This window comes from Rhizobium sp. N324 (genome assembly GCF_001664485.1).
Taxonomy (GTDB): domain Bacteria; phylum Pseudomonadota; class Alphaproteobacteria; order Rhizobiales; family Rhizobiaceae; genus Rhizobium.
The window spans coordinates 800,978-821,645 of record NZ_CP013630.1 but is presented as its reverse complement, the minus strand read 5'-3'; the positions used below and the strand labels follow the sequence as shown (position 1 = coordinate 821,645).

Sequence of the window (20,668 nt, the reverse complement as noted above, 5' to 3'; positions counted from 1 at the left end):
TCACGCCCGCAGCTTCGAAACTTCTTCCTCAGCAACCTCGACGCCCTGCGTCCGCCGTCGTTTGACATCAGCGCGCACGATTCCGATCAGATACTGAGCAAGCGTGACGATATCGCGGTTGACGTTCTGAACAGATTTCCAGTGACGCCTGTCGCCTTCACCGAAGTTCCACTCGCCGGACGTCCAAGCCGTATTGTCGACCAGGCATGCGAGCCCCTTGGAGAAATCCTCCCACGTGCGTGCTCCGTCGAGAAGTGCTAAGATCTCCATGACATAGCCAAGGGCCATGATGCCCGCGCCATGAACCAGGCGGGACGTCTTCGGGGTATGATCTTCCCATTCGCTTCGGAACACGTATTGGACGGCGCGGTAGAACTCACTAACCAGTCGGAAGCTGAGATCAGCCCCATCCGGTTCGCGGATCATTTCGCGCATGACGCCGTCGCTCATGGAATTGATAATGACGCGCTGGATGGCCGTGTCGCGGATGATGCCGGTCGGGTTCGTATGCTGATAGATCATACCCTTGAGCGATGACGTCTCATCGTAGTTGAGACGTGCCGCAATGTCCGCGGCCACTGATCGATCTCCAAGGCGCCGCGGCAATCCGGTCACGGTCGGGAGGAGTTCATAAATGAGGGATTTTGGAAGTGGCCTTGTGTTGTTGATCAAGACAAATTGCCGACGCAGCTCCTCCTCATCACGGCAAATGATCGCGGAAACGAAGACCTGGAAGTCTTTCTCTTCAACCTGACCCAAGGCGGTCAGTCTTTGTTGGCCATCGACTACAAGGCCTGGCGCCCCCTCGAGTACGTTAATTTCGACGGTGCAACGGCCATCGGCATGCTCGTCCACGATTTGGACACAATCGGTAAAGGCGACCACAATAGGGTTCGGAAGAATAGCTTCTGCCTTTTCCAGATAATCCCGGATCTCTCGAATGTGGCCCGCAATCTGGGGGCGCTGAAAACCGCTCAAACTCCCCTCAGCGTCGCGGGCGACGCGTTCGATGAGCGCGAATTTTTGAAGGTCAGACGCCAGCGCTGCAAACGAAAGAACTGTGTGTGCTCCGCTCTGTCTGGCTCGGATCGCTGGAAATTTGAGTGTCGTCATTTTGGCCGCTATTGGTTGGGAGTTGGTCGACAAGGGCGTTGTAGACGCCAAGATTGTGAATGCCGCGTCGCTTGTTTCGATTGCTCGCACGGAAAATTACGACTTCAATGGAAAGAGCACTGCAAATCGCGCAAGAGCACCGCTGCCAAGGCCGGTCGCTCAGCGTCCGTCGGTAGCGATCCCGGAGGTCCTTTGCTGCCTTCATGCCCGGCAATTCCTCGATCGTCGAACCCGTAATCGCCGGTGTCGCGTAGGCAATCACTGTGTCGAGCGTCTCTTCCAACTGCGATTCCCCGCGGTCATAGGACCGCAACGCGGAGAGAGCATTCTTTTCCATCGACACGAGTTGCTCTTGGTTAAGCGCGCCACGCTTCGCCAATCGCATCAGCTTAGGATTTTCGAGCGCCTGTGGGACACGAATGGCGGTGTAGTACTCCAACTTCCCGCTCCTCATCGGCAGATAGTAATTCGCTTTGGCGTCCTTAAAGGCCCGGATCAGTGGCGACGTCGTATCGAAGCTAGTGATGTTGTAGCGGCCGAACGTGTCGATTTCGTCCGCTTTGGCAAACCCGAGGATATGAAGTTTAGTCGTGTCCGGGATAGTGTCTCGAATGGCAGCAAGACACGCTCTGATCTGAGGCGCTTTGAGAGGAACTGTACCGCCCAGTGCCAGATAGTTGTAACCCATGGCTACCAACCGCCTTGCCCCCTCGGCCATACTGCCGGGCGACCAGCCCTGTATGACGCCAAGGGGGGTGAAGCGGTTGGACATATGCTGGGTCGCCGTTCTGAAAGCCGACGCGTTCTCGAGCGTGATTTCGAACCGCCTTCTCGCCTCCTCGGTGCCCCCCTCGAATCCTTTCAGGCTCTCGTCAAAATCGAAGATGATGTGGTCGACGGAGCATCCGTGTGTAAAACGCGCATCGTCATAAAACTCGGCGGTGTCTTCGGGAGTATAAGGAGGCTTGTCTTCCATGTGATAAGTGAACGCGCCGCAATCGCCAAAGATCGGCAAGCCTGCGAACTCCGGTTTGTCCAACCGAAGGAACTCCCGCGCTCCTACACGGCGAAAGCGCATTGCCTGGGCTTCCGTGTACTTTCCGCCAACTGCGCCGCCGCCTACAATCCCTCTTGAAACGAGCATTCCTTTATAGGGGGCATACCCCATGATTTCGTGCGGGTAAGCATCGTCCCAGTAAGGGGTACGGCCTTCCGAATACCGATCTCTGATGAAATCGTATCCCGGATCGACGTGATCGAGGCTGTCGGCAAAAATGAACTTCATCGTGTCGGTCTCGATAGTCTACGGTCGAGTTGCATGAGGTGATCGGAGAGCTTTGAAATATGTTGGGGCGTGCCCTGGATTTCATTCCACTGCCAACCGAGCCCTTCCCATGTCCCTTCTGTCCAGCAGCAATGCGGGGCAATCCGCCGCAACGCTTCCTGGATTTCGATTTGCGGCGTCGATGAACTATCAGCCCGTAGCATAATCTGGTCCATCAGCGCGCCCATCGCTCTAATACCAGCCGAATGCATGAGGCGACTCTCGGTTGGAGCCTTGCCCCAGGCATCTGAAAACGTATCTCGGACGGCGGACCAATAAAGGACGAGTGCCTCAAACATTGCATCTGGGTTCGATGGTTCAGAACCTGGTTTGTACTGGCTGAGCGCGCCGTACGGCGGGCGCAGGTTCTGCTTTATTGCTGCGATCAGGGCGGTGTCGTTTACGACATTGTCTTCACGGCCGGCGTCCGACGCGCGGCGTATCAACCGATAAAACGGGGATTTCTGCTGGCGATTGAGAAGATTGCAGAGTTCACTAGGGAGTCGGTTTGCTGAAAGGTCCTTAGGTAAAAGTGATCCAACTTCCGGCAGCAACTCGTTAATGAGGCGGACGTCCAAGGCTTTAACTTTGTTGACCAAGATAAATTGTTCGCGATGAACTTGAACGTCTCGAGAGACGAAGCCTATCACTGGAACCGGAAACCGACTGTTCTTGGCTTTTGCAAGGGCCAATGAGCGCTGTTGACCGTCAACGATCCAGGCGACCCGTTCCCCCTCCTTCAGGAAAGGAATAGTAAGAGTGCCCGAAACACCAACCTCTATCAGCCCTTTCGGTTTGGGGCCGCGCGACACCTCGAAGGTTACTTCTGAAGAAAGTGCGAGCGTAATTGCGTTAGGAAATAGGACTGGACCGCTGTCCAAAAACTCCAAGATCGCCTTAACGTGGCTGCGAATTTCCTTTCGCTGAAAGCCTTTGAGATCTTTTTCGTCACGGTGAATTCGACTGATGTCGGCGATACGCGTCAAGTCGGAGCCATGAAGAAAGAACGCATAAACATCGATGCCGTCGCCCTGTTGGGTTTTGACGGCTCGGATCATGAGATTTTCTTGCATCGTCATGAGAGCGTTCTCTCTTCGCGTACTTCCGCCGCCAACCTGGCAAACCGCTTTTGTTCGCAGGCGATATTCATCTCATCGCGCAACAGTCGAAGTAGTTTGGTCGTTCGACCGCCCGCCCTATACCAGTGTTCACGTAGGACGGATTTCAAGTCGGTGTCGGACACGCGCACGCCGACCTTAGTGACGGGAGGGCGCCATGCAGCCAACGCAAGTTCAACCTGCTTTGCATGGGTCTCTGCTGTCTCGAGAGGTGCCTTCGATAAGACTACTTCGGCAAAATGACGGAGTGCGCGGGAGGCAAAATCTGACTTTGTGCCACGAAGGAAACTTTGCGGCCCGTCCAAGCGATCGTCATATGGAAGACGGGCGCTCTCTAAAATTGGCCGGAGGCCGCGCGCATCTCGCCCCCCAACAATACGTATCCGTTTGCATGTTGATTCTGGAAGTTCTGAGAGGAATGGCGCGATCATTCGAAGATAGGGCGATGGCAGAGCAATGATGATTAGGCATTCCGTGCGGTCGAAAACCTCATGCAATGCCTTGGCTCCGCCCAAGGCGCTCCACCAATCAGACTCCGTTTTGTCATCATTCAATTTGCCTAGGATGTAGTCCGGACTCCCCTTCGAGACTGTGAGGTCGTAAGAGGGAACAGGCTGCTCAAAATGGATCAAGCCCAATCCGGCGGACACAATATGCAAATCCGCCTTCGCGATCTGTGCAGCTTTCCTAGCTTCCGCGAATGAGCGACCGCAGTACAGATCTTTGGCTCTCGAAGACGACTCAACCTCGGCTAGCCTACCCTTCCATGCGTCAAGCACGTCTTGGAAAGCGCCGCCCGTCAGGTTTCGCGCGCACAAAAAAGGACTGGGGGTAAAGCGCTTTCGCTGAGTGCAAGCAGTGAGGAAAGCATGCATGATAGCTGCCTTTGAGGCTGTCACTTAATTACTGAAGAAGTTTGATCCTGCTTGTCAGATAACTGTATCGACCCATTGGCGTCAATACAGAAACTGCGCAGCGCTTTCTCGTTGCCGAGCCAAAACTGTTGGGCCTCAGTTTTGGTCCCCGCAGTTAATTGAGGCAGATACCGCTGCAGGAATTATGCCTGCTGGCCGGATCGCAAACTAATTCGAGTTCACTAACCGCCCTTTATCGCTTAAGGATTTGAAAGTATTCGACGCACTGCTGGTCGTGAGCGACCAGATTTCGCCACTTGTTGAACTGCTGAAAGGCCGCGCCTGCGCCCGGGGGGATGATGGTATCGGGTATAAGTGCTTCTACAGTCAAAAACTGGTTCCAATATCGCTGCGAGCGCAAAACTCGATACGATATGATGACGCGCTCGGAGCGCGACAGTGCGACTATCACCAAGAAAGAGAGCGGCGCCGCCTGGGCGCTTGAAGGGAGCAAGTTCGAGGAACGTGTGCTCGCAAGGGTGAGGGACGAGCAGCTTTTGCTCGGTCCAAGCCCTAACCAAGATAGGTTGGGTCAAGCTGAGACAATCGCCTTCCTCTGTGGCCGGACTAAGGAGAAAGCCGCTACGCAACTCGGTCTCGAAGCTGGACCGTCCTTCAGGGCCGAGCAGGATCTGCCAGATCACCTTCAGATCAATCGATCTTTCACCGACATAGTATTCAGAGACTCTCGGCCGGAAGGCACAGTTTTTCGCATCGTGGACATAAAGGCGACACGTAGCTCTACGCCTTTCCACAAAGCACAGGTCGCCTTTTATGCGCTGCTCCTACGCGGGATGCTCGCCGATCTCGACATCGATGCAACTGTCGATGCGACTAGCTCCATCTGGCATATTCGCGCGGGCACTCGCTTAGTGGAAGGCCTCAGCGAGCCAGCGGACTTCCCGCTTAAGCCCTATCTGCGTCTTGTCCAGGAGTTCTTAAGGCGAGACGCACCCCGAATTGCAAAAGGGAGGGTTTCCGCCAAACACGATGAAACTTTCTTTCACATCTACTTCAAGTGCGAGCAGTGCGATTATCTCACCCATTGCCGCAAAGCGATTGATCATCTTGACCCAGGAGACAACGATGTGTCCGCAATCCCTGGGGTATCACATGAAGGCAAACTGGCGTTGCAGGCGCGGGGCATGAAAACCGTTGGACTGGTGGCGCGATCGCCTGGCATCGGCACCACCGGACCCACAAGTTGGTCACTTCAGCGACTGAGCAACACAATCATCGCCCGTGCAGGCGCTATCACCGCGTGCGAAGCGCGACGCCTTCCTGAAGTAATGAGCTATTTGATGCCGCCCCGTATTGACCGTGCCTTCTATCTGCTGGCCGATCACGACGCCGTCGAAGACAATCTCGTCACAATTGGCTATATGCGGCGCGGCGGTGCTCCGCGCTCGATGATCCGCATAATTGACAAGAGCAACTCGAATGCTGAGCGGCAGGCACTGCTAGACGTTTTCAGTGCTTTAATCGCGGATCTCGGAGAAGTCGATCGCCACAATGAAACGGCCGATCCCGACCAGCAATTGCAGGCGCACATCTTCGTCTATGAACCGGCGGAGGCGAGAGCCATCCAAGCAGCGATCGGACGCCATCTCAATGACCCCCAAATCCGCACCGGGCTGCTTCATGCAGTCCGGCTGTTTCCGCCGGAGGATGTTATACCCGAACCGGAGTTCAAGGGCGCGCATCACCTTCCCGCCACGGCAATTCGGTCGGTCATCGAGCAGCTCTATGCGTTGCCCACTATGGTCTCCTATGATCTTCGCCAAGTTTCGGAGGCGCTGAGGGCTGCCGGGCAGATTGATACCGCCTATGCTCCTATGGGTGCATTTCGGCGCGACTTTTCATCGCTGCTCGCGATGGAAGTCATCCGCTCACTGCGTGAGGACAAGCGCGACGCGATCCCCGTTGCTGCGGTTGAAGACGATGTCAGAGCGCGGTTGGACGCAGCAGCGCAACTTGTTGATTGGCTGACTAGCCAGAACGCCGCTGCTCAGACTCCCTTCCTGAGGCTCGAGAAGCAGCCCTTTCGATTTCAGTCGACACTCAATCCTCTCGACGCAGGGGATCTCGACCTCCTGCACGCCTACGAATTGCTGGATTCGCGTAGCGCGTTGTTGGAAACACTTGTCCGTCTGGCACAGCCTGCTCAGGTTCGTCAGCAACGGGGAGAATGCCTTGCTGGTCTAACATTGGAACGAGAAGGGCGACACCAGAATGGGCGTCGCTGGCTCCAATTTTCCATACCGCCTGAAAGTCGGGACGCCGAGATATCGCCCGACGACATCGGTCTCATACTCACCAACGATAACCCGGACTTGCGCTTGAATCCGACGAACTGGCGGCCGTTGGAGATACGATTCAACTACGGAGACTATGGAACGCTCTTCGTGAATATGTCGGCGCGCCAATATGATTCATCACTCATGGCAAGTCTCCGCCGACAGACGGGTCCACGGGGTTGGTGCATAGACAAAACGCATCGGGACATTAACGGCCCACGCGTCCAGAACTTCCTCGCGCAACTCGGAGTTCAGGGATGAGTGGCGCTGAAATTTTGCGGTTCCTGCGCGATCCGGTCGACTTCGCGAATGATCGCGTCGACACTGATGTCTGGGAGGCTGGATTTTACGACGTTGCGCAGCTACTCACGGAAGCCGCGAACAAGCCGTTGCGACGCGCGCAGATCGACGCTTGGCACGGCCTCGCTGATGCAAGGGCGGGCCTAATTCTAGGCCCCCCAGGGACAGGCAAAACTCATGCACTCGCGTGGATGGCCGCCGGTTACCTCGAAGCGCGACGCAGGGCAGGCCTTCCGTGCCGGATCCTCGTATCTGCATTCACTCGCAACGCAATCATCAACCTGATCGAGGCGATCGCGGAGCGCTGTCAGCAACTTTCGACGCCCCCAAGGATTGCCTTTGTCGGCCGCGAACCATCCAGTCCGTTGACGGCGGGGGTCGAACATCTGGATGTCGATGACGCATCCGATCTGCTGACCGAAAATTATGCCGTCGCAGGCATGACGGTATGGGGCCTCAACAGGCTTATCACATCTCAAGGTGGGTTCACCGGTGCCTTCTTCCACTTAACCTGTATCGATGAAGCGTCTCAGATGGTGTTGAGCCATGGCCTTATGGCGATCGCCGGGATGGCGGAGAATGGACGCATCCTGGTCGCGGGCGACAACAAGCAACTCCCGCCGATCCGTGTAGAGCATGATCATGACTTCGACGGACGCCGACTCGGATCATCGCTCTACGCTTTCATGCAGGCTGCGGGTGTTCCCGAGTTTCCCTTTGATGAAACCTTCCGGCTAAACGAACCACTCACGCGCTTTCCGCGAGATCGCTTCTATGAGAACCGATACCAGAGCGTCGTGCCCGAGCGCCGCCTAGCGCTTATCGAGGGTTGGCAACAAGGGCTTGAAGATTGGGAACGGGTGGCACTTGATCCCGAATATCCGGTCTGCGTGTTGATTCACGATGGACCGCCGGTGGGATCGTCAAACCCGTTTGAGGCGACGATCGCTGCTAAACTCGGCAGGCTGTTGGTTCGCAGACTGCCCCCAACCGGGGACGGTGCCGACGACGCCGACAAGTGGCAGCATCGACTCGCAATCGTGAGCCCACATCGGGCGCAGAACGCGCTCATCCGTAACATGCTTGCGCAAGGCGCCGAAGGTACGGGGGCGGTCGTGGAGACCGTGGATCGCATTCAGGGCCGTGAACGCGATGCAATTGTGGTGAGCTACACCGTCTCAGACCCGGAATTCGCAATGGCGGAAGCCGAGTTCATCTTCAGCCCGGAACGCCTCAACGTCACCGTGACCCGCGCGCGCGGCAAACTCATCCTGATCATATCACGAAGGTTGCTCGAGGTTGTTCCCACCGATGAGGAAGTTGTCGACAAAGCCGAGACACTGCGCGAGTTCATCTTCCGCGCCAAGTATGTCGAAAGTATCAAACTTTCAGCCCCCGATCACGGCCAGATCAAAGTAGACGTCTGCGTGTTGCCGTTCGAAGACGAGGCGCCGTTGCCGCAAATAGCGGCCCTCGCGCGACCGACACTTGACGACCTAACCGACATTGCGCCAGGTCACCTGCGGATCCTCGAGGAAATCCGTAAAATGGCCGGCGCAAACAAATGGGGCACTGTCCCCGATTACACGCTCGCGAAAGCGATGCGCACTGACGCAGATCGCATCTTCCCCGATCTTCGGCTCCTGCAGCGCCATGGCCATATCGCACTCGAGCGCATAAGCGGCAACCCACCATTCTGGAGCATGAGGCCGACTTCGAATGCCCCCCTCCACTCGCTTGATGAAGAGGACCTTGTCGATCGCGTTGAGGAATCCATCATGCTTTCCGGGGCAGGCCGCCGGGGTGCCCTTTATCCTCGTGTTCGCGATGCATTCGACTGGCTAAGCGCAGAGGGCGAGGACCAGTTCAAGCCAGTGCTCGACAGGCTCGAGGCTGATGGGATCGTCCAATACGAGATGATCAACAATCGGCTCCACGTCTCGACGGTACGTCCCGAGTCGGCGAACGATCCAGTTACCATAGAGTCGTTGGGCGAGGAACTACAGTCAGCAGACTACATCCTGCTAAATCACCTCGAGGATCAGGAAGCGCGCCGCATCAACTTCGGCGTCTTCGAAGAGTGGCACGCGCCGATCGATCTCGCGCGCGGGCTTTGCACCAGTCTTGAAGAAGTCGCTGAGTCTCTGCGTCGCCTCAGCCTTCATGGCCTGATCCTAGTGGCCGAGGAAGGACGCATCCGCAGCCGAATGGCCGAGATGGCGCGCGCGGTTCGCTATTCGAAGCAGCGTTTTCGCAAGGATGATTCTGCCGATCGGCCTTATCTGGTTCGTGGCTTGAAAGTCGAACTGCGCAACCGGGACAAACCTGCGTACGACAGCCCCCTCAGCGATGCGCTAGCGGCCGTGGAGGCGAGACACGGGGCAGGAAGCGAACCAGCCATCGCGTTTGGAATGGTCACCGCGATGCTGCGGCGGGCTTGGAACGCACCTGCGCCCAACCTCGCGGGGTTTCAGGATCGGGCTCTCACCGCAATCTTCAACGCTTGGGTCGGCCCGAGCGACGAACGGTTCGTCATTGCGGCTGATACCGGCTCCGGCAAAACCGAAGCAGCCTGTCTCCCAATTATCGCAGGAGCGACGCTGGACCTACTCCGATCTATCGGTGGCACGCGAGCAATCCTCGTCTATCCCCGCGTCAGGCTGGCTGCTAACCAGGCGCAGCGCCTCGCACGGTATCTCGCGGCACTTCAACAGATCGAGGGTGCGCCCCCGCTCACTCTCGGATTGCAGAACGGTTCCGTCCCCGAAACCTGGAATGAAGCGGACCCAGAGGCCTGGGAACCGACCGGGCGTACGGGCGAGTATCAGTTCCCCTTTTTCATGTGCCCCGAACCCGCGTGCGGTGCGCCGCTTACGGTCACTGCCGGTAGGAACAGCGCACCCGATACGCTGAATTGCAAGTGCTGCGGCTGGCAATTCGACGGCTGGATCGGAACGAAGCAGGCATTGCGAGCGACGCCACCAAGCCTGTTCCTCCCGACCACGGAATCGCTGCATCAATGGTTGAATGATAGCCGCTATGGGCCTCTGTTTGGCGACGGCGCGGTCGGACCACGCTGCGTGCTAGCCGACGAGATCCACCTTTATACTCACATCCAAGGCGCCCAGATCGGCTACAGTCTACGTCGCCTCCTCGGCCGGTGCGCATTGAACGGAGTAGCTCCCCTCGCCGTCGGCATGAGCGCCACGCTCGGTCGCCCCTCCCATGTCTGGCATCATCTGGTGGGAGGCTCCGAGCCCCTACTGGTCGAACCGCGTCCGGACGAGCGAAAACCCAATCCGAAGGGGCGAGAATATTTCTACTTCGTTCAGCCAGAGGTGGAGTCGCGAAATCGCGACGTGGCGGGCGCGTCGACAACAATTCAATCAACGATGGCACTCGCGCACAACATGCATCGCCGCCAGGGCAGCGAAGGGGGATTTCGCGGGATCGTATTCGTCGACTCCATCGACAAGCTGAAGCGTCTCCACGGCAACTACATGGACGCGGAAGAGGGACAGAACCTCGCCAGTCTCCGCACCCGCATCTACCCGGATCATCCCGCGACCGGCCTGCCACGACGGGCGTGTTGTGGCGATCCGCTCGGATGCGACCTGTTCCGCGACGGCGAATGCTGGACGTTCGCCGCCACCGACCGACGACAGCGGACGGCTCGTGGGCTTTATATCCCGGGCAATCCGCTCACGGTCGCCCGCTTCCCGGTCTATTCCGGAAGTGGCGCGCGTATCGAGACTGAGATCCAGCGCAGTGATTTGGTCTTCTCAACCGCGTCCCTTGAGGTCGGCTACGACGATCCCGACATGGCGTTTGTATATCAGCATTACGCCCCCTCCAACCTAGCAAGTTTTATTCAGCGCAAGGGACGCGGAGGCCGCGGAAACGATGACCGCCCAGTGACGGGCATAACGCTCTCCATCTACTCCGCTCGTGATTCCTGGTATTACCGGCGGCCGGCAGCGCTCTTGGATAGCCGCAGCTTTGAGGTTCCTTTAAATCTTACGAACCCTATCGTCACTCGCGGTCAGTTGGCGGCATTGATCCTCGACCTCGTCGCTCGCCGCGAGGGTCTCGGATTGCCGACGATAGAGCGCGACGGACAACTGACGAATGAGGCGGTCTCCGAGTTCGCCGCCGCCTGTTCGCGTCTCTTTGCCGACGATCCCTTTCCGAGGCTTGGCTATGCCGATGCGCGCGCGTTCGTTCGCGACCTCACCGCGAAGTTCGGCACATTCCTTGCCGATGAGCGTGCGAGGGCCAGACGGGCGCGGATCGACTGGGTGCCTCGGACCTTGTTCGGGGCGGCCGACTTACCCAGCGTCCACATTAGTGTGCCGACCCATGATGGCGTACCGCTCGTGAAAAGCGAAGATATCGCCCTGGGACTCGCCGCAAGCGCGCCGGGCAACGCAACGCGCCGATGGGGAAGCATCGAAGTCCATTGGCGTGCACCAAAGCTCGGCCGCGCCCCCTTTCTGAACGCAGACGAGGAGGCCGAAGCCGAAAAGATCTATCTGGGCAGCAGTGCTGATCTTCTTGCAAGTCTGCCGATCGACGCAAGGGAAGATCTGGGCAACGCCGCGATTTCGGCCACGGTCCTTCGTCCTGCAAACCTTGCCGCGCAGCTTATAGGTTTTGTTCGGGGTGGTGGCTGGACGCCGTTGGTCGAATGGGATGCGCAGAACTCGACCGCCAAGCCGATCCCGGACAATCTCGATCCGACAGCAGCGCTCGACATGCGCAGCACGGGCACGCTTCGTGGCTTTCCGACTCTGCGGTTCGACCGAGCAGGTGCGACAGCGGAGAGTGACCTAATGCGCGCGATCCTCTCAAGATTCGAGACCTATGTCGGCACTGCGACGCACGGGCCAGGTCTTCACCTGTCTCGGATCTATTGGGGAGCGGATGCTGAAGTCAGGATCGTCGAGCAGGCCGACCCTATTGCTGTTTCCCAGACTTTCACAGATGCTGCCGGTGAGAATTCGCAGTTCATCGGCTACACAATGGAGAGCGAAGGCGTGCGCTTTGCTCTACACTCGGATCGGATCGACCGGTTCCTCGACGACGAAATGATACGGCTCGCTAGCGATCCCGCTGACCTGCGATGGCATCGCAACCAGATGCTTCGGTACATTGTCCAGCGTCGGGCGAGAAACGCCGGGATCAACGGCTATGAGGCACAACGGGCCGCCGAATTGGTGGTCACCGCAGCCGATACCCCCAGCCTTGCTAAAGATCTCGCTAAGTTGCTCAAGATGTGGAGCGACACCGCGCTCGGGAACTTGTTCAAGCGCACCTACCAGGAGGCCTTGTCCAGTCACCCCCTTCTCAGCGTGCGGCGGATTGATCGGCTCATGGGGGCGCTCGCGGGGACCCGCTTTAATGAGTTGCTCCGGCATGTCACCGAAGCGCAGAAATCCGACGATCATCTTCGCAAGTTTCTGCGTAGCCAACTTGTCCACAGCTTGGCTGTTCGGCTCCGCCAGACTTTCGTGCTGCACGGTCGCGGAGAAGAGCGGCGGGTCGTCGTTCATGTGAAGCTGCCGATCCAGTTCGGCAGCAAAGCGGAAGATATCATCTCCATTGTCGAGAATGGAATGGGCGGGGATGGCACCACGCGTACTTTCATCGAGCACGCGAGCGATGCATTTTCGACCTTCATGGAGGGGTTTGCCGAAGAGTGTCCTAATGCCGCCGAAGATCAACTGATGGAACTAGCGCATGGCCGCTGCGAGCGTCACGATCTTTGGCGGTCGCTGGACCCGCGCCATCCCGACACCCTTGATCAAATAGGCCGCGATTTGGGCATTGATTTCGAAGCAAGCGATGCGCCTTCACCTCAGCAACTTCTGCGCCTGCTATACGCTACTGAGGCTATTGGCGGCCAGCAAGTGGCCCTGTACGACGTCTGGCAGGAGGTAATGAAGGCGAAGTCCGCGCTGAAATTGCTCATAGGGCGCGAGCCTGATGGGTGGGAAATCGTCAGCGCGGCCTCGAAGGGCACACTGGACGGGCTCTATCCGACGCTCGCGACGATGCTCGCCTCCTATTCGCAAATTGAGGGTGCAGCACAGGATGGCAGCCTCTCGCCCTCCGAACGCGTAGCCGACCAGATCTATCGCGTCAGTGGGAGGCTGTGCTTCGATGGCTGCCTTTCTTGCTTGTATGGCGGCAGCGACCTCATGCCATCTGCTCTTGCAGACGTCACCGTCAGTCGCCGACTGCTGACGCGCTTCATGGTATCATGTCGCTCCGCGGGCTGACACGGTGAATAACGCCAAAGCTTCATGATCGCGGATCCAACCGAGTATCTCGTCCGTGAGGTCAGACAGACGCACGGGCCGAGCCGCTACAGCCACGAGAAAATTGGCGATGGGTGGGGCAACTCCGACGGCAAGCAGCCGCTCATTTAGGGCGGAAGCCTCTGCTACGAGGGTATTGCGTTCGTTTACCCGATCGACCGCTGGACGGCTTGCATCCTCAAGTTTCTTGGCACGTGCGGCTAGCTTCAGCAGTTCCCGGCCGAGCGCGTCCACTCCAGGAATGTTGGTCAGCACTTCGCCCAGCGCCGCCTGACCACCCAAAGCATCTTGCACGGCCTTTCGCCAAACGCCTTCGACATAGTTCCCGATCTTCTCCACCTCGAAGGGCAGTCGAGTGAGCCCAATCTGGTTGATTGTGTCGAGTTGATCGATGGTTGGTTCGCCGGAAAGGATCCGGCTCATCTTGACGATCTCGCTCAACGAAGTGCCGATTTCCGACCGGACCGCTTCAAAGTCGGCGTCGGCTGCTTCCACCAAAGTCGCCAGCCCCTCGATCAACGCTGGGATGTGATCAAACCGTTCTGCGGATGCTGTCGCCTTTTGCAGCGCGGTGCCAAGCCGGGCACGCTCCTTTGCCGTTTCAATCTTCGGCAGCAACTCAATCAGTTCGTCGAGTGGTGCCAGATCGGGGTCAGGTGCATAATCCATCACGCCACCTCATCCAATTTGGTCCGCAGCGCTTCAATGGCTGTCGCTAATCGCTCGCCGAAGCTTCGCACGACCGAGAGGTCGCCGTCGCTCTGGTTGCTCTCAACAAAGGCGCGGGCATGTTTATAGGCCGCAGAGACGGCGAGTTCAGCTTTTTCGAGTGTCTCAAGCGCGACGCGCAACGACGCGATCGGAACCCCGAGCGTATGGGCAAGCTTCTCGGCCTCGCCATCGAAGGGCGTTTCATCGGCGAGGAGATATTCTGCCAGCCGCTCCCACATCGGATCGGCATCATTCAGCAACCCGGCGTTGTCGGCGCGCGCCCGGGCGGTGAGATATTCCTGATACTGCACCGGTGCCGCTTGCAGAAGTGCGGCAACGGTACGTGACATTGCGCCGTCGACCCTCACTAGGTTATGGCTGAGGCTCGATTGACGGAGCAGAACGAGCGCGCGATCCTTGCGCTGGGTAAGGCTCTTGTTCTCGCGCTCGGGGATAAACCGCAACTGGCTATCAGTCTGGCGAGTGAGTTCAACGAGTTTGCCAACCTCTTCGAGTCCCTTCGAGAATTCCGCCTTGGTCGGTACGGCCACGGTCCGCATAGTATCGCGAAGGCTCTTTATCACTCCGGCAACTGCACCCGCATTGACCAATGAAGCGCCACTGCCGAGTGGAAGGTTTAGGGACTGCCTTAGCATGCTGCGAAGCTTGTCATGCCAATAGCCCGTCGCTTTCACTAATTCGCCCCAGGATTCGACGCGATCATCCGGAAGGCTCCTCGCCTCCTGTTCTTCCGAGAGAAGTTCCTGAAATTGCTCCTCAAGCGGTGCATCAGGTGAAATGGCGCCCCGGAGCCAGGCGCGCGCCAGTAAGACCTGCGCCAGCGCGCCATCAATAGACCAGAGGTTTTCGTTCTGTCCCACGCGGCGCGCCATCTGCGCAGATGCCAGTTCAGCAAGGCGCCGCAATAATCGGGCAATAGCTCGCCGATTGCTCTCCATTTCAATAGGCTGCAGGGGGGTACCAAGCCGATTGGTCAGATAAGCTTCGATGCCGCGCGTCGCCCACTCCTCGCGAGGGATGACGAAGTGCCGAATGTCGGTCCTTCCTGAGCCCTCCAGCTTCACATTGTCCTTCGTAAAGATGCGTTCCCAAAGCCCGAATTGTGGCTCCGCCAAAAGCTCTCGCGCCTCGGTCATCAACTCCACCAGCAAGATCTCCCATGCGGTCGGGTCGCTGATCGACTTCCCATCGCGCCAAAGCAGCGCCTGCTCGGCCAGCGCTTTCAGACGAGCCGGAGAGACTGTCGAACTCGACATCGACCGGTTTCCTGAGGAGACGGGTCTTACCGGCCCTGGCTGTACCGACGCTCGGGTATTGGGCGCGGGAGTCGCTTGGCCCTCCGTAACGAGAGCGGCGGCCTCGTGTGCCTGCTGCTGCGGCAATGCCTCATTGGCCGGAACAACGATCGCAGGCGCTGGCGTCTCCGCCGCCTCCAGACCTTCCCCGAGCCATGGAAGTCGGAAACTTCTAAAGATGCCCTCGGCTACTCCGGAAACAGAGCGCACTCCCTCCGCGGTCACGCCGACGCGGACTTCGCTTGTCCGGTCGCCCCAGAGCATCATGAGCCGACGCAATTGCTCACGTCGTGCGAAATCAGGCTCCGCAGCGTTGATCACCTGCGCGAGAAAGCCACTTGGCTGCAACGCGCGCTCAGGCAGCCATTCCGAGAACTCGATTTCCGCAGGGGGGAACTCGCCGGCATCAAATCGAGAAGGATGGAGGAGCACAGGTGCAAGCACGCCTTGGATCATCCCTCGAGGAGTATGGAGACTCTGCGTGCCCTTCGGGTCCTCGAGCTTCTCGAACATGTTCGTGATGGCGTTTCGGTTGAAAGGAAACAATCCGATCCCGTCGGAGGCGCCGAAAGTCGCGAAGCAGGTTTCGCGACTGGCGCAAGTTTCGCACTTATTGGGTATCGTGTCGGGATTGGCGCCGGCTTTGTGCCAGGCCTTCAATTCCGGCCGGTCGATTCGCGCTGCGCGGAGATAGCGCGAGGCAAATTCTGCCTGGGAATCCTTGGTTGCAAGTTGGATGGTTTCCTGGAATCCACCCGCTTGACGTACTCTCCCGAGGCGCAAAACATGCGTGATCCGTCCGCTGTAATTCCCCTGGATCCCCTTAAGGTACAGCGGCGTCATGCCGACAACCGAGATCATGTCACAGACATCGCTGCGGGTCCTCGCATCAACGACCAGCGAGTCGATCAACTGGCCGTCAATGCCTTCCCAGCTAGTGACGTCCTCAAGCAGAAGAACCAATCGGCGCTTTTCCTTGAGCAACTCCCTGCGCAGCTTGAAGAACATGTCGCGCAAGCCATCCACAGTGATACCGAGAATGTGCTGGACCGCGAAGTTCCGGCGATCATTGAGCGCCTTCAGAAATCTGCGGGCTTGCGGTATCTCTAGGGTTTCGTCGAGCTCGAGGTCTGCTGCGGGCACACCTGCCGCGCGTGCAGGTGCGATACGGTCGCATTCCCGCTTCAAGGTCCGCATCAGCATTATAGCTTTCGGCGGCAAGCCTTCGACCGCCAACTGAACCTGCGCGAGGTCGGCGATGTCATAGATGTTGAAGCTTGCCGACGCAGAATTGCGATGACCGCCACTCCCGGACATCACCTTGAGGATACGCTCGGGGCTACCCCATCTCTCTTGAACTGCCTGATGGCCAAGCAGGCGTTCAACGTCCCATGTTGTGCACCAGTCTTCATCTCCCATGGGAGTCTCGAAGAAGGATTTGCCGAGCGAGGCCGCTAGGTTAGCGTGAAAGAGCTTCACCCGGCCGTCAAACGATGCCTCGACGCTCTGAGCGAGATTTTCGAACAGGTAGCCGTACTTGGAGCCTAGTTGGTCCCGCAACTGGCGCAGCGTACCGGTGAGGCTACCGTCAGCCCGCTCAATCAGCATAACGAGATCGTCACGGTTCCATTTGACATTGAGCCACCGGATCAGGTGCGATTTGCCTGCCCCGGGTTCTCCTTCGACGATGCAGAAGGCGTAACGAGTTTCTGAATCTGACAGGTCAGCAAGCAAGGCCTCATCGCTTGCTTCGATGCTCCGGCCTGTTGTCGTCGAAACCTGAAAGTCGCGGATCGGCTGATGGACAGCGAGAAACTCGGGTTCATCATTGGCCAGCGCAACGGAGCGCAGGATCGCGTGCGCGCGGTCCTCGGTCCAGCATGTACCGTGCATCGCCTCAGTCATTGTTGATCTGCCCTTGCAACGTTATGGCCTTGATGTGCCTTACTGGGTGCGGTTCCTGCGTCAGAGTATAGATCTCCTTCGCATCGCCGATGGCATCGAGTACCAGACGTTTGTCGTCATGGAGGTCGCGGAGTGTATTGCTCAAGACGCGAGAGATACGCCGATCTAACGGTGGGAGCCGGAGACGATCTGCGGAAGCAAGGAATAGGCGGCCGCTATCGAGATAAGGCATACGCTCCGCAATCTTCGAAATGAACACCTCTACCTCTAGTGCATCTGGGGTCGTCTCATTACGTTGCAACCTCCGGATCTCGCGTTCAAGCCTTTGCGCAGGATAAGGGTAAAGATCGCTCTTCGGCATTGGCACACCGAGGCCAAGAAAGATCATCCAACGCTTCCATGGCGAAGATTTGGTCGCGTTGAAACGCTTCTTTTCGTCATCATCTTCGTTCGTCTCGGACGCGCGCATAGCATCGTTAACCTTTGCAGCGCGGTCCTTGGCGTTGAGGTCGAGCCACGACGTGCCCTGCTCTGCCTCTGTCAGCACGACCATCGCGGCGAAAGCCTCAAGGACAACTGAATCCGGGTGGCTCATGTCTAGTCCAACCAGCCGATCATGCACGGCGTCGGCGAAGGCTTCGATCGTGGGTGGCACCGCCGCTGCCAGCTTATATTGGTTTTGAGAAGGTGTCTCGATCAACTCAAGGCTTGCTGTCGCTCCGAGCAACTGCCGTATGTTAGTGTTCTCCTCCGAGCCTTTTTGCTCGATCCCTCGCATTGCTGGCTTCAGCCATGTTCGGATGCTGTCAAAGCCGAGTTGCCCCCCCTGGGCACCGAGCAGGCGTAGCAAAGCATAGATGCGCTGCGGAGAATAATTGGTGTCGCTCAGCAGACTCATTGGGGCAACGTTTCCTTCGCGAAATTTTGGAGCGCTCCCGCGCTGATAGGAGCACTGCTCGATAGAATGTTGACGATCAACTTGCCGCGAACGGAAGTCTCAGGCAGCGCAACGATGACCAAACGCTCGGTGGGATTGGCCGCAGTCCAGCTTTCGATTCGCTCGATCAACCGCTCGACACGGCCCCGACCATCGATGAAGATCGCAGTGGGCAAGAGGGCCAGACGCCAGTCTCCCTGCACGTCGCTATGGCTGCTGACCAGGCCATAGCGACAGCCGAAGGCGACAAGCCTTCGGGCAAAGTCGGCCGCGAGATGGTCATGAACGACAAATTGCTCGATCCCGGCATTTACTAGGCCTTCGATGAGATCGTCACTAATCGTTCCGTCATCGCGGGTCGGGTGAAGAATAGAGATGCCAGGACGCAGTCCGCTTTCGCCTATGGAATGGGGCCACCGGCGATCGACCCCTTCAAAGCGAATCTCATCTAGCCTGGGCGGTGCAATCTGCTGCTTCCGGCAAAAGGCACAGCGGCCGCATGGTGGTACGAGCGGGCTTCCCGCCTCGACTTGCTCGAAAATTGCCGCCGAAACGCAGATCTGCGGGTTGAACACTGCCGCCTTGAAGTTGTCGAGATCCGACAAAGCGGCCAACTGTTCTTTACTCCGCAGCTTAGCGATGCCTGCCCAATATGTCTCGTTCGCACTAGAATCGAGCAGCAACGGTTCTCGGATCTCTACATGCCAGACCGGCATCTCACCTCGGCTCTCCGTTGCCATGATCGAAATAGCACCGGCGCGCTGCAGCATGTTCAGGAGGCTGCGGTTCCAATCGCGATTATAGTCGGTGTCGCCATCTTCGAGATCCTCGTGTGCAGCATCGAGCGGAACGACGAGTCGTCGGACGCCCGAGACAATCGTGCTTTCGCCGAGCGCCTCCGCGGCGCGCACGATCGCGCGCCAGCGCTTCAGCATCATCGGCGGGCGCAGCCAGCCACCTGACCACAATTGCCTTGCTTTGCGCCAGTCGCCGGCGTCCCCTCGATTATCAGTCCAGAGCATCAGCGCCAGCCCCTGATTCCCGTCTCGCGCCGCCCGGCCGATCTCCTGATAATAGCGGGACGGAGACTCTGGGACGCAGGCGTGGATTACGGCGCGGACATCGTCCTTATCAATGCCCATTCCGAAGGCTGAGGTGGCAACGACCAGATCGACATTGCCGTCTAACCAGTCCTTAACGATCTGCAAACGAGATGTTCCGTCGTCGACTTGGCCGGTGAAGAGAGCCAGCCGGTTATATCCGCGCACCGCTATGGCCCTGTGGAGGCTTTCCGCATGCTTGACGAGCGTTGTGTAGATGATCGCCGGTCGCGGTAGGCGGTCAATCATCTGGATCAACATGGCATCACGCTCAACGGCGGTGTCGACACGGCTATGAACGAGATCAAACTCGTAGCGCGCGACCTTGGCCTCAACCGCCAGAAATTCAGCAGCGCCATAAGCACGCTTTAGTTCGGCGCGAGCGGCATCGTTTACTGTCGCCGAGAGCAATACCGTCCGCATCCCAGGGTTGGACTCTCGCAGCGCCTCCACTAGACCCGGTAGACGTTGAAAGTCCGGACGAAAAGACCGTCCCCAAGACTCAATGATATGTGCCTCGTCAACAAAAAAGGTGGTCAAGTGCGCGCCGAGACCGGGCAACTTAGCGGCCGGATCCTGAGCGGCCTCGATCAGGAGGGTGCGGGCGGCCCCAAGGGCCACCTCAGGCGAAAGGACAAGCACGGGTACCTCACCTCGTCCGAACGCATCAAAGATTTGCGATCGGGTGGTGTGGCTCTGACTACCATGGATGCACTGGCTGGCTTCGAGGCCAGCTATAGCCCGGAGGCGGCCTACATGCGCAAGCGCGAGCGCTACGGTAGGGACGATGACAACGCAGCAAGAACCGGGTGCCCCTGCAAACAACGGCGCGATTTGGAAAAGTAGGCTCTTTCCTGCACCGGTCGGGAGCGTCGCCAGGAGCGTAGCGCCGTCAGGCATCGTAGCGAGGGCGCGAACCGCAGCCTTCTGCGTCGGCGCGCGATATTGATCGAAAGGAGTATGGCGCAGCAGCAGGGCATCGGCACAGGAGGGTGGATACGTCTGGCGCGGCGCCGGATCGAGTCTCAGGACATCGGCCAGCCCCTCAATCGGAAGCGCATCGACCTCATCAATGATGAGGGCGTCGCCGCCGGATCCAGTAACGCGTTTCAGTCCGAACCGGTCGAAGCTTGCGAAATCGTTGGCAGTGAGAGTAACCCCGCTTGTGGCAACATCCAAATAGCCACCGTGGAGGCGGCAAAGCTCCCGGAGCATCGCTCCCCGATCGCCGATCCCACTCCCGGCGTTGAACGCAAGGACCGCACGCTGCTGCGCGCTCACATACCAGGGCTTTTGAGAGATCACTGTCATCG

Annotated in this window: 10 protein-coding genes and 1 pseudogene; 2 read left to right on the top strand and 9 right to left on the bottom strand. The window is 58.3% G+C overall.

Going from position 1 to position 20,668, the window contains the following annotated elements; genetic code table 11:
• The 5 genes and pseudogenes from dbpB (AMK05_RS03905) to AMK05_RS36160 all read right to left on the bottom strand — a co-directional run.
• A complete protein-coding gene (gene dbpB / locus AMK05_RS03905; protein ID WP_064836692.1) occupies positions 1-1,113 on the bottom strand; it encodes a DGQHR domain-containing protein DpdB in 1,113 nt (370 codons plus the stop codon).
• Positions 1,031-2,398, bottom strand: coding sequence for a tRNA-guanine transglycosylase DpdA (dpdA, locus tag AMK05_RS03900; RefSeq protein WP_064836690.1), 1,368 nt, complete (start codon positions 2,396-2,398; stop codon positions 1,031-1,033). Before dpdA ends, dbpB (AMK05_RS03905) begins: the two co-directional genes overlap by 83 nt.
• A complete protein-coding gene (gene dbpB / locus AMK05_RS03895) occupies positions 2,395-3,516 on the bottom strand; it encodes a DGQHR domain-containing protein DpdB (RefSeq protein WP_094447725.1) in 1,122 nt (373 codons plus the stop codon). Before dbpB (AMK05_RS03895) ends, dpdA begins: the two co-directional genes overlap by 4 nt.
• Positions 3,513-4,187: a hypothetical protein gene (locus AMK05_RS03890; protein ID WP_143535801.1), complete on the bottom strand. Its 675-nt coding sequence runs from the start codon at positions 4,185-4,187 to the stop codon at positions 3,513-3,515. The genes dbpB (AMK05_RS03895) and AMK05_RS03890 overlap by 4 nt, the downstream gene beginning before the upstream one ends.
• Positions 4,188-4,430, bottom strand: a pseudogene (locus AMK05_RS36160) (hypothetical protein); the annotation flags it as partial.
• Between the two features lie 413 nt (positions 4,431-4,843).
• Here AMK05_RS36160 and AMK05_RS03885 point away from each other — a divergent pair.
• Both AMK05_RS03885 and AMK05_RS03880 read left to right on the top strand, forming a co-directional pair.
• Positions 4,844-7,027 carry a PD-(D/E)XK nuclease family protein gene (locus AMK05_RS03885; protein ID WP_064836686.1) on the top strand — a complete coding sequence of 728 codons (2,184 nt, stop codon included), beginning with the start codon at positions 4,844-4,846 and terminating at the stop codon, positions 7,025-7,027.
• On the top strand, positions 7,024-13,347 hold the full coding sequence (locus AMK05_RS03880) for an AAA domain-containing protein (RefSeq protein ID WP_064836684.1): 6,324 nt from the start codon (positions 7,024-7,026) through the stop codon (positions 13,345-13,347). Before AMK05_RS03885 ends, AMK05_RS03880 begins: the two co-directional genes overlap by 4 nt.
• On the opposite strand, the gene AMK05_RS03875 is transcribed toward AMK05_RS03880, so the two are convergent.
• Genes AMK05_RS03875 through AMK05_RS03860 form a run of 4 tightly spaced genes read right to left on the bottom strand, consistent with a single transcriptional unit; the run spans position 13,327 to position 20,666 of the window.
• Entirely contained in the window at positions 13,327-14,055 is a 729-nt protein-coding gene (locus tag AMK05_RS03875) for a hypothetical protein (protein WP_064836682.1), read from the bottom strand. The genes AMK05_RS03880 and AMK05_RS03875 overlap by 21 nt on opposite strands.
• Positions 14,055-17,318 (bottom strand): hypothetical protein, encoded by a 3,264-nt coding sequence (locus AMK05_RS03870; RefSeq protein WP_064836680.1) that lies wholly within the window; start codon positions 17,316-17,318, stop codon positions 14,055-14,057. The genes AMK05_RS03875 and AMK05_RS03870 overlap by 1 nt, the downstream gene beginning before the upstream one ends.
• On the bottom strand, positions 17,311-18,216 hold the full coding sequence (locus AMK05_RS03865; RefSeq protein ID WP_064836678.1) for a hypothetical protein: 906 nt from the start codon (positions 18,214-18,216) through the stop codon (positions 17,311-17,313). The genes AMK05_RS03870 and AMK05_RS03865 overlap by 8 nt, the downstream gene beginning before the upstream one ends.
• Positions 18,213-20,666, bottom strand: coding sequence for a helicase-related protein (locus AMK05_RS03860; RefSeq protein WP_064836676.1), 2,454 nt, complete (start codon positions 20,664-20,666; stop codon positions 18,213-18,215). Before AMK05_RS03860 ends, AMK05_RS03865 begins: the two co-directional genes overlap by 4 nt.
• Positions 20,667-20,668: the final 2 nt, after the last annotated feature.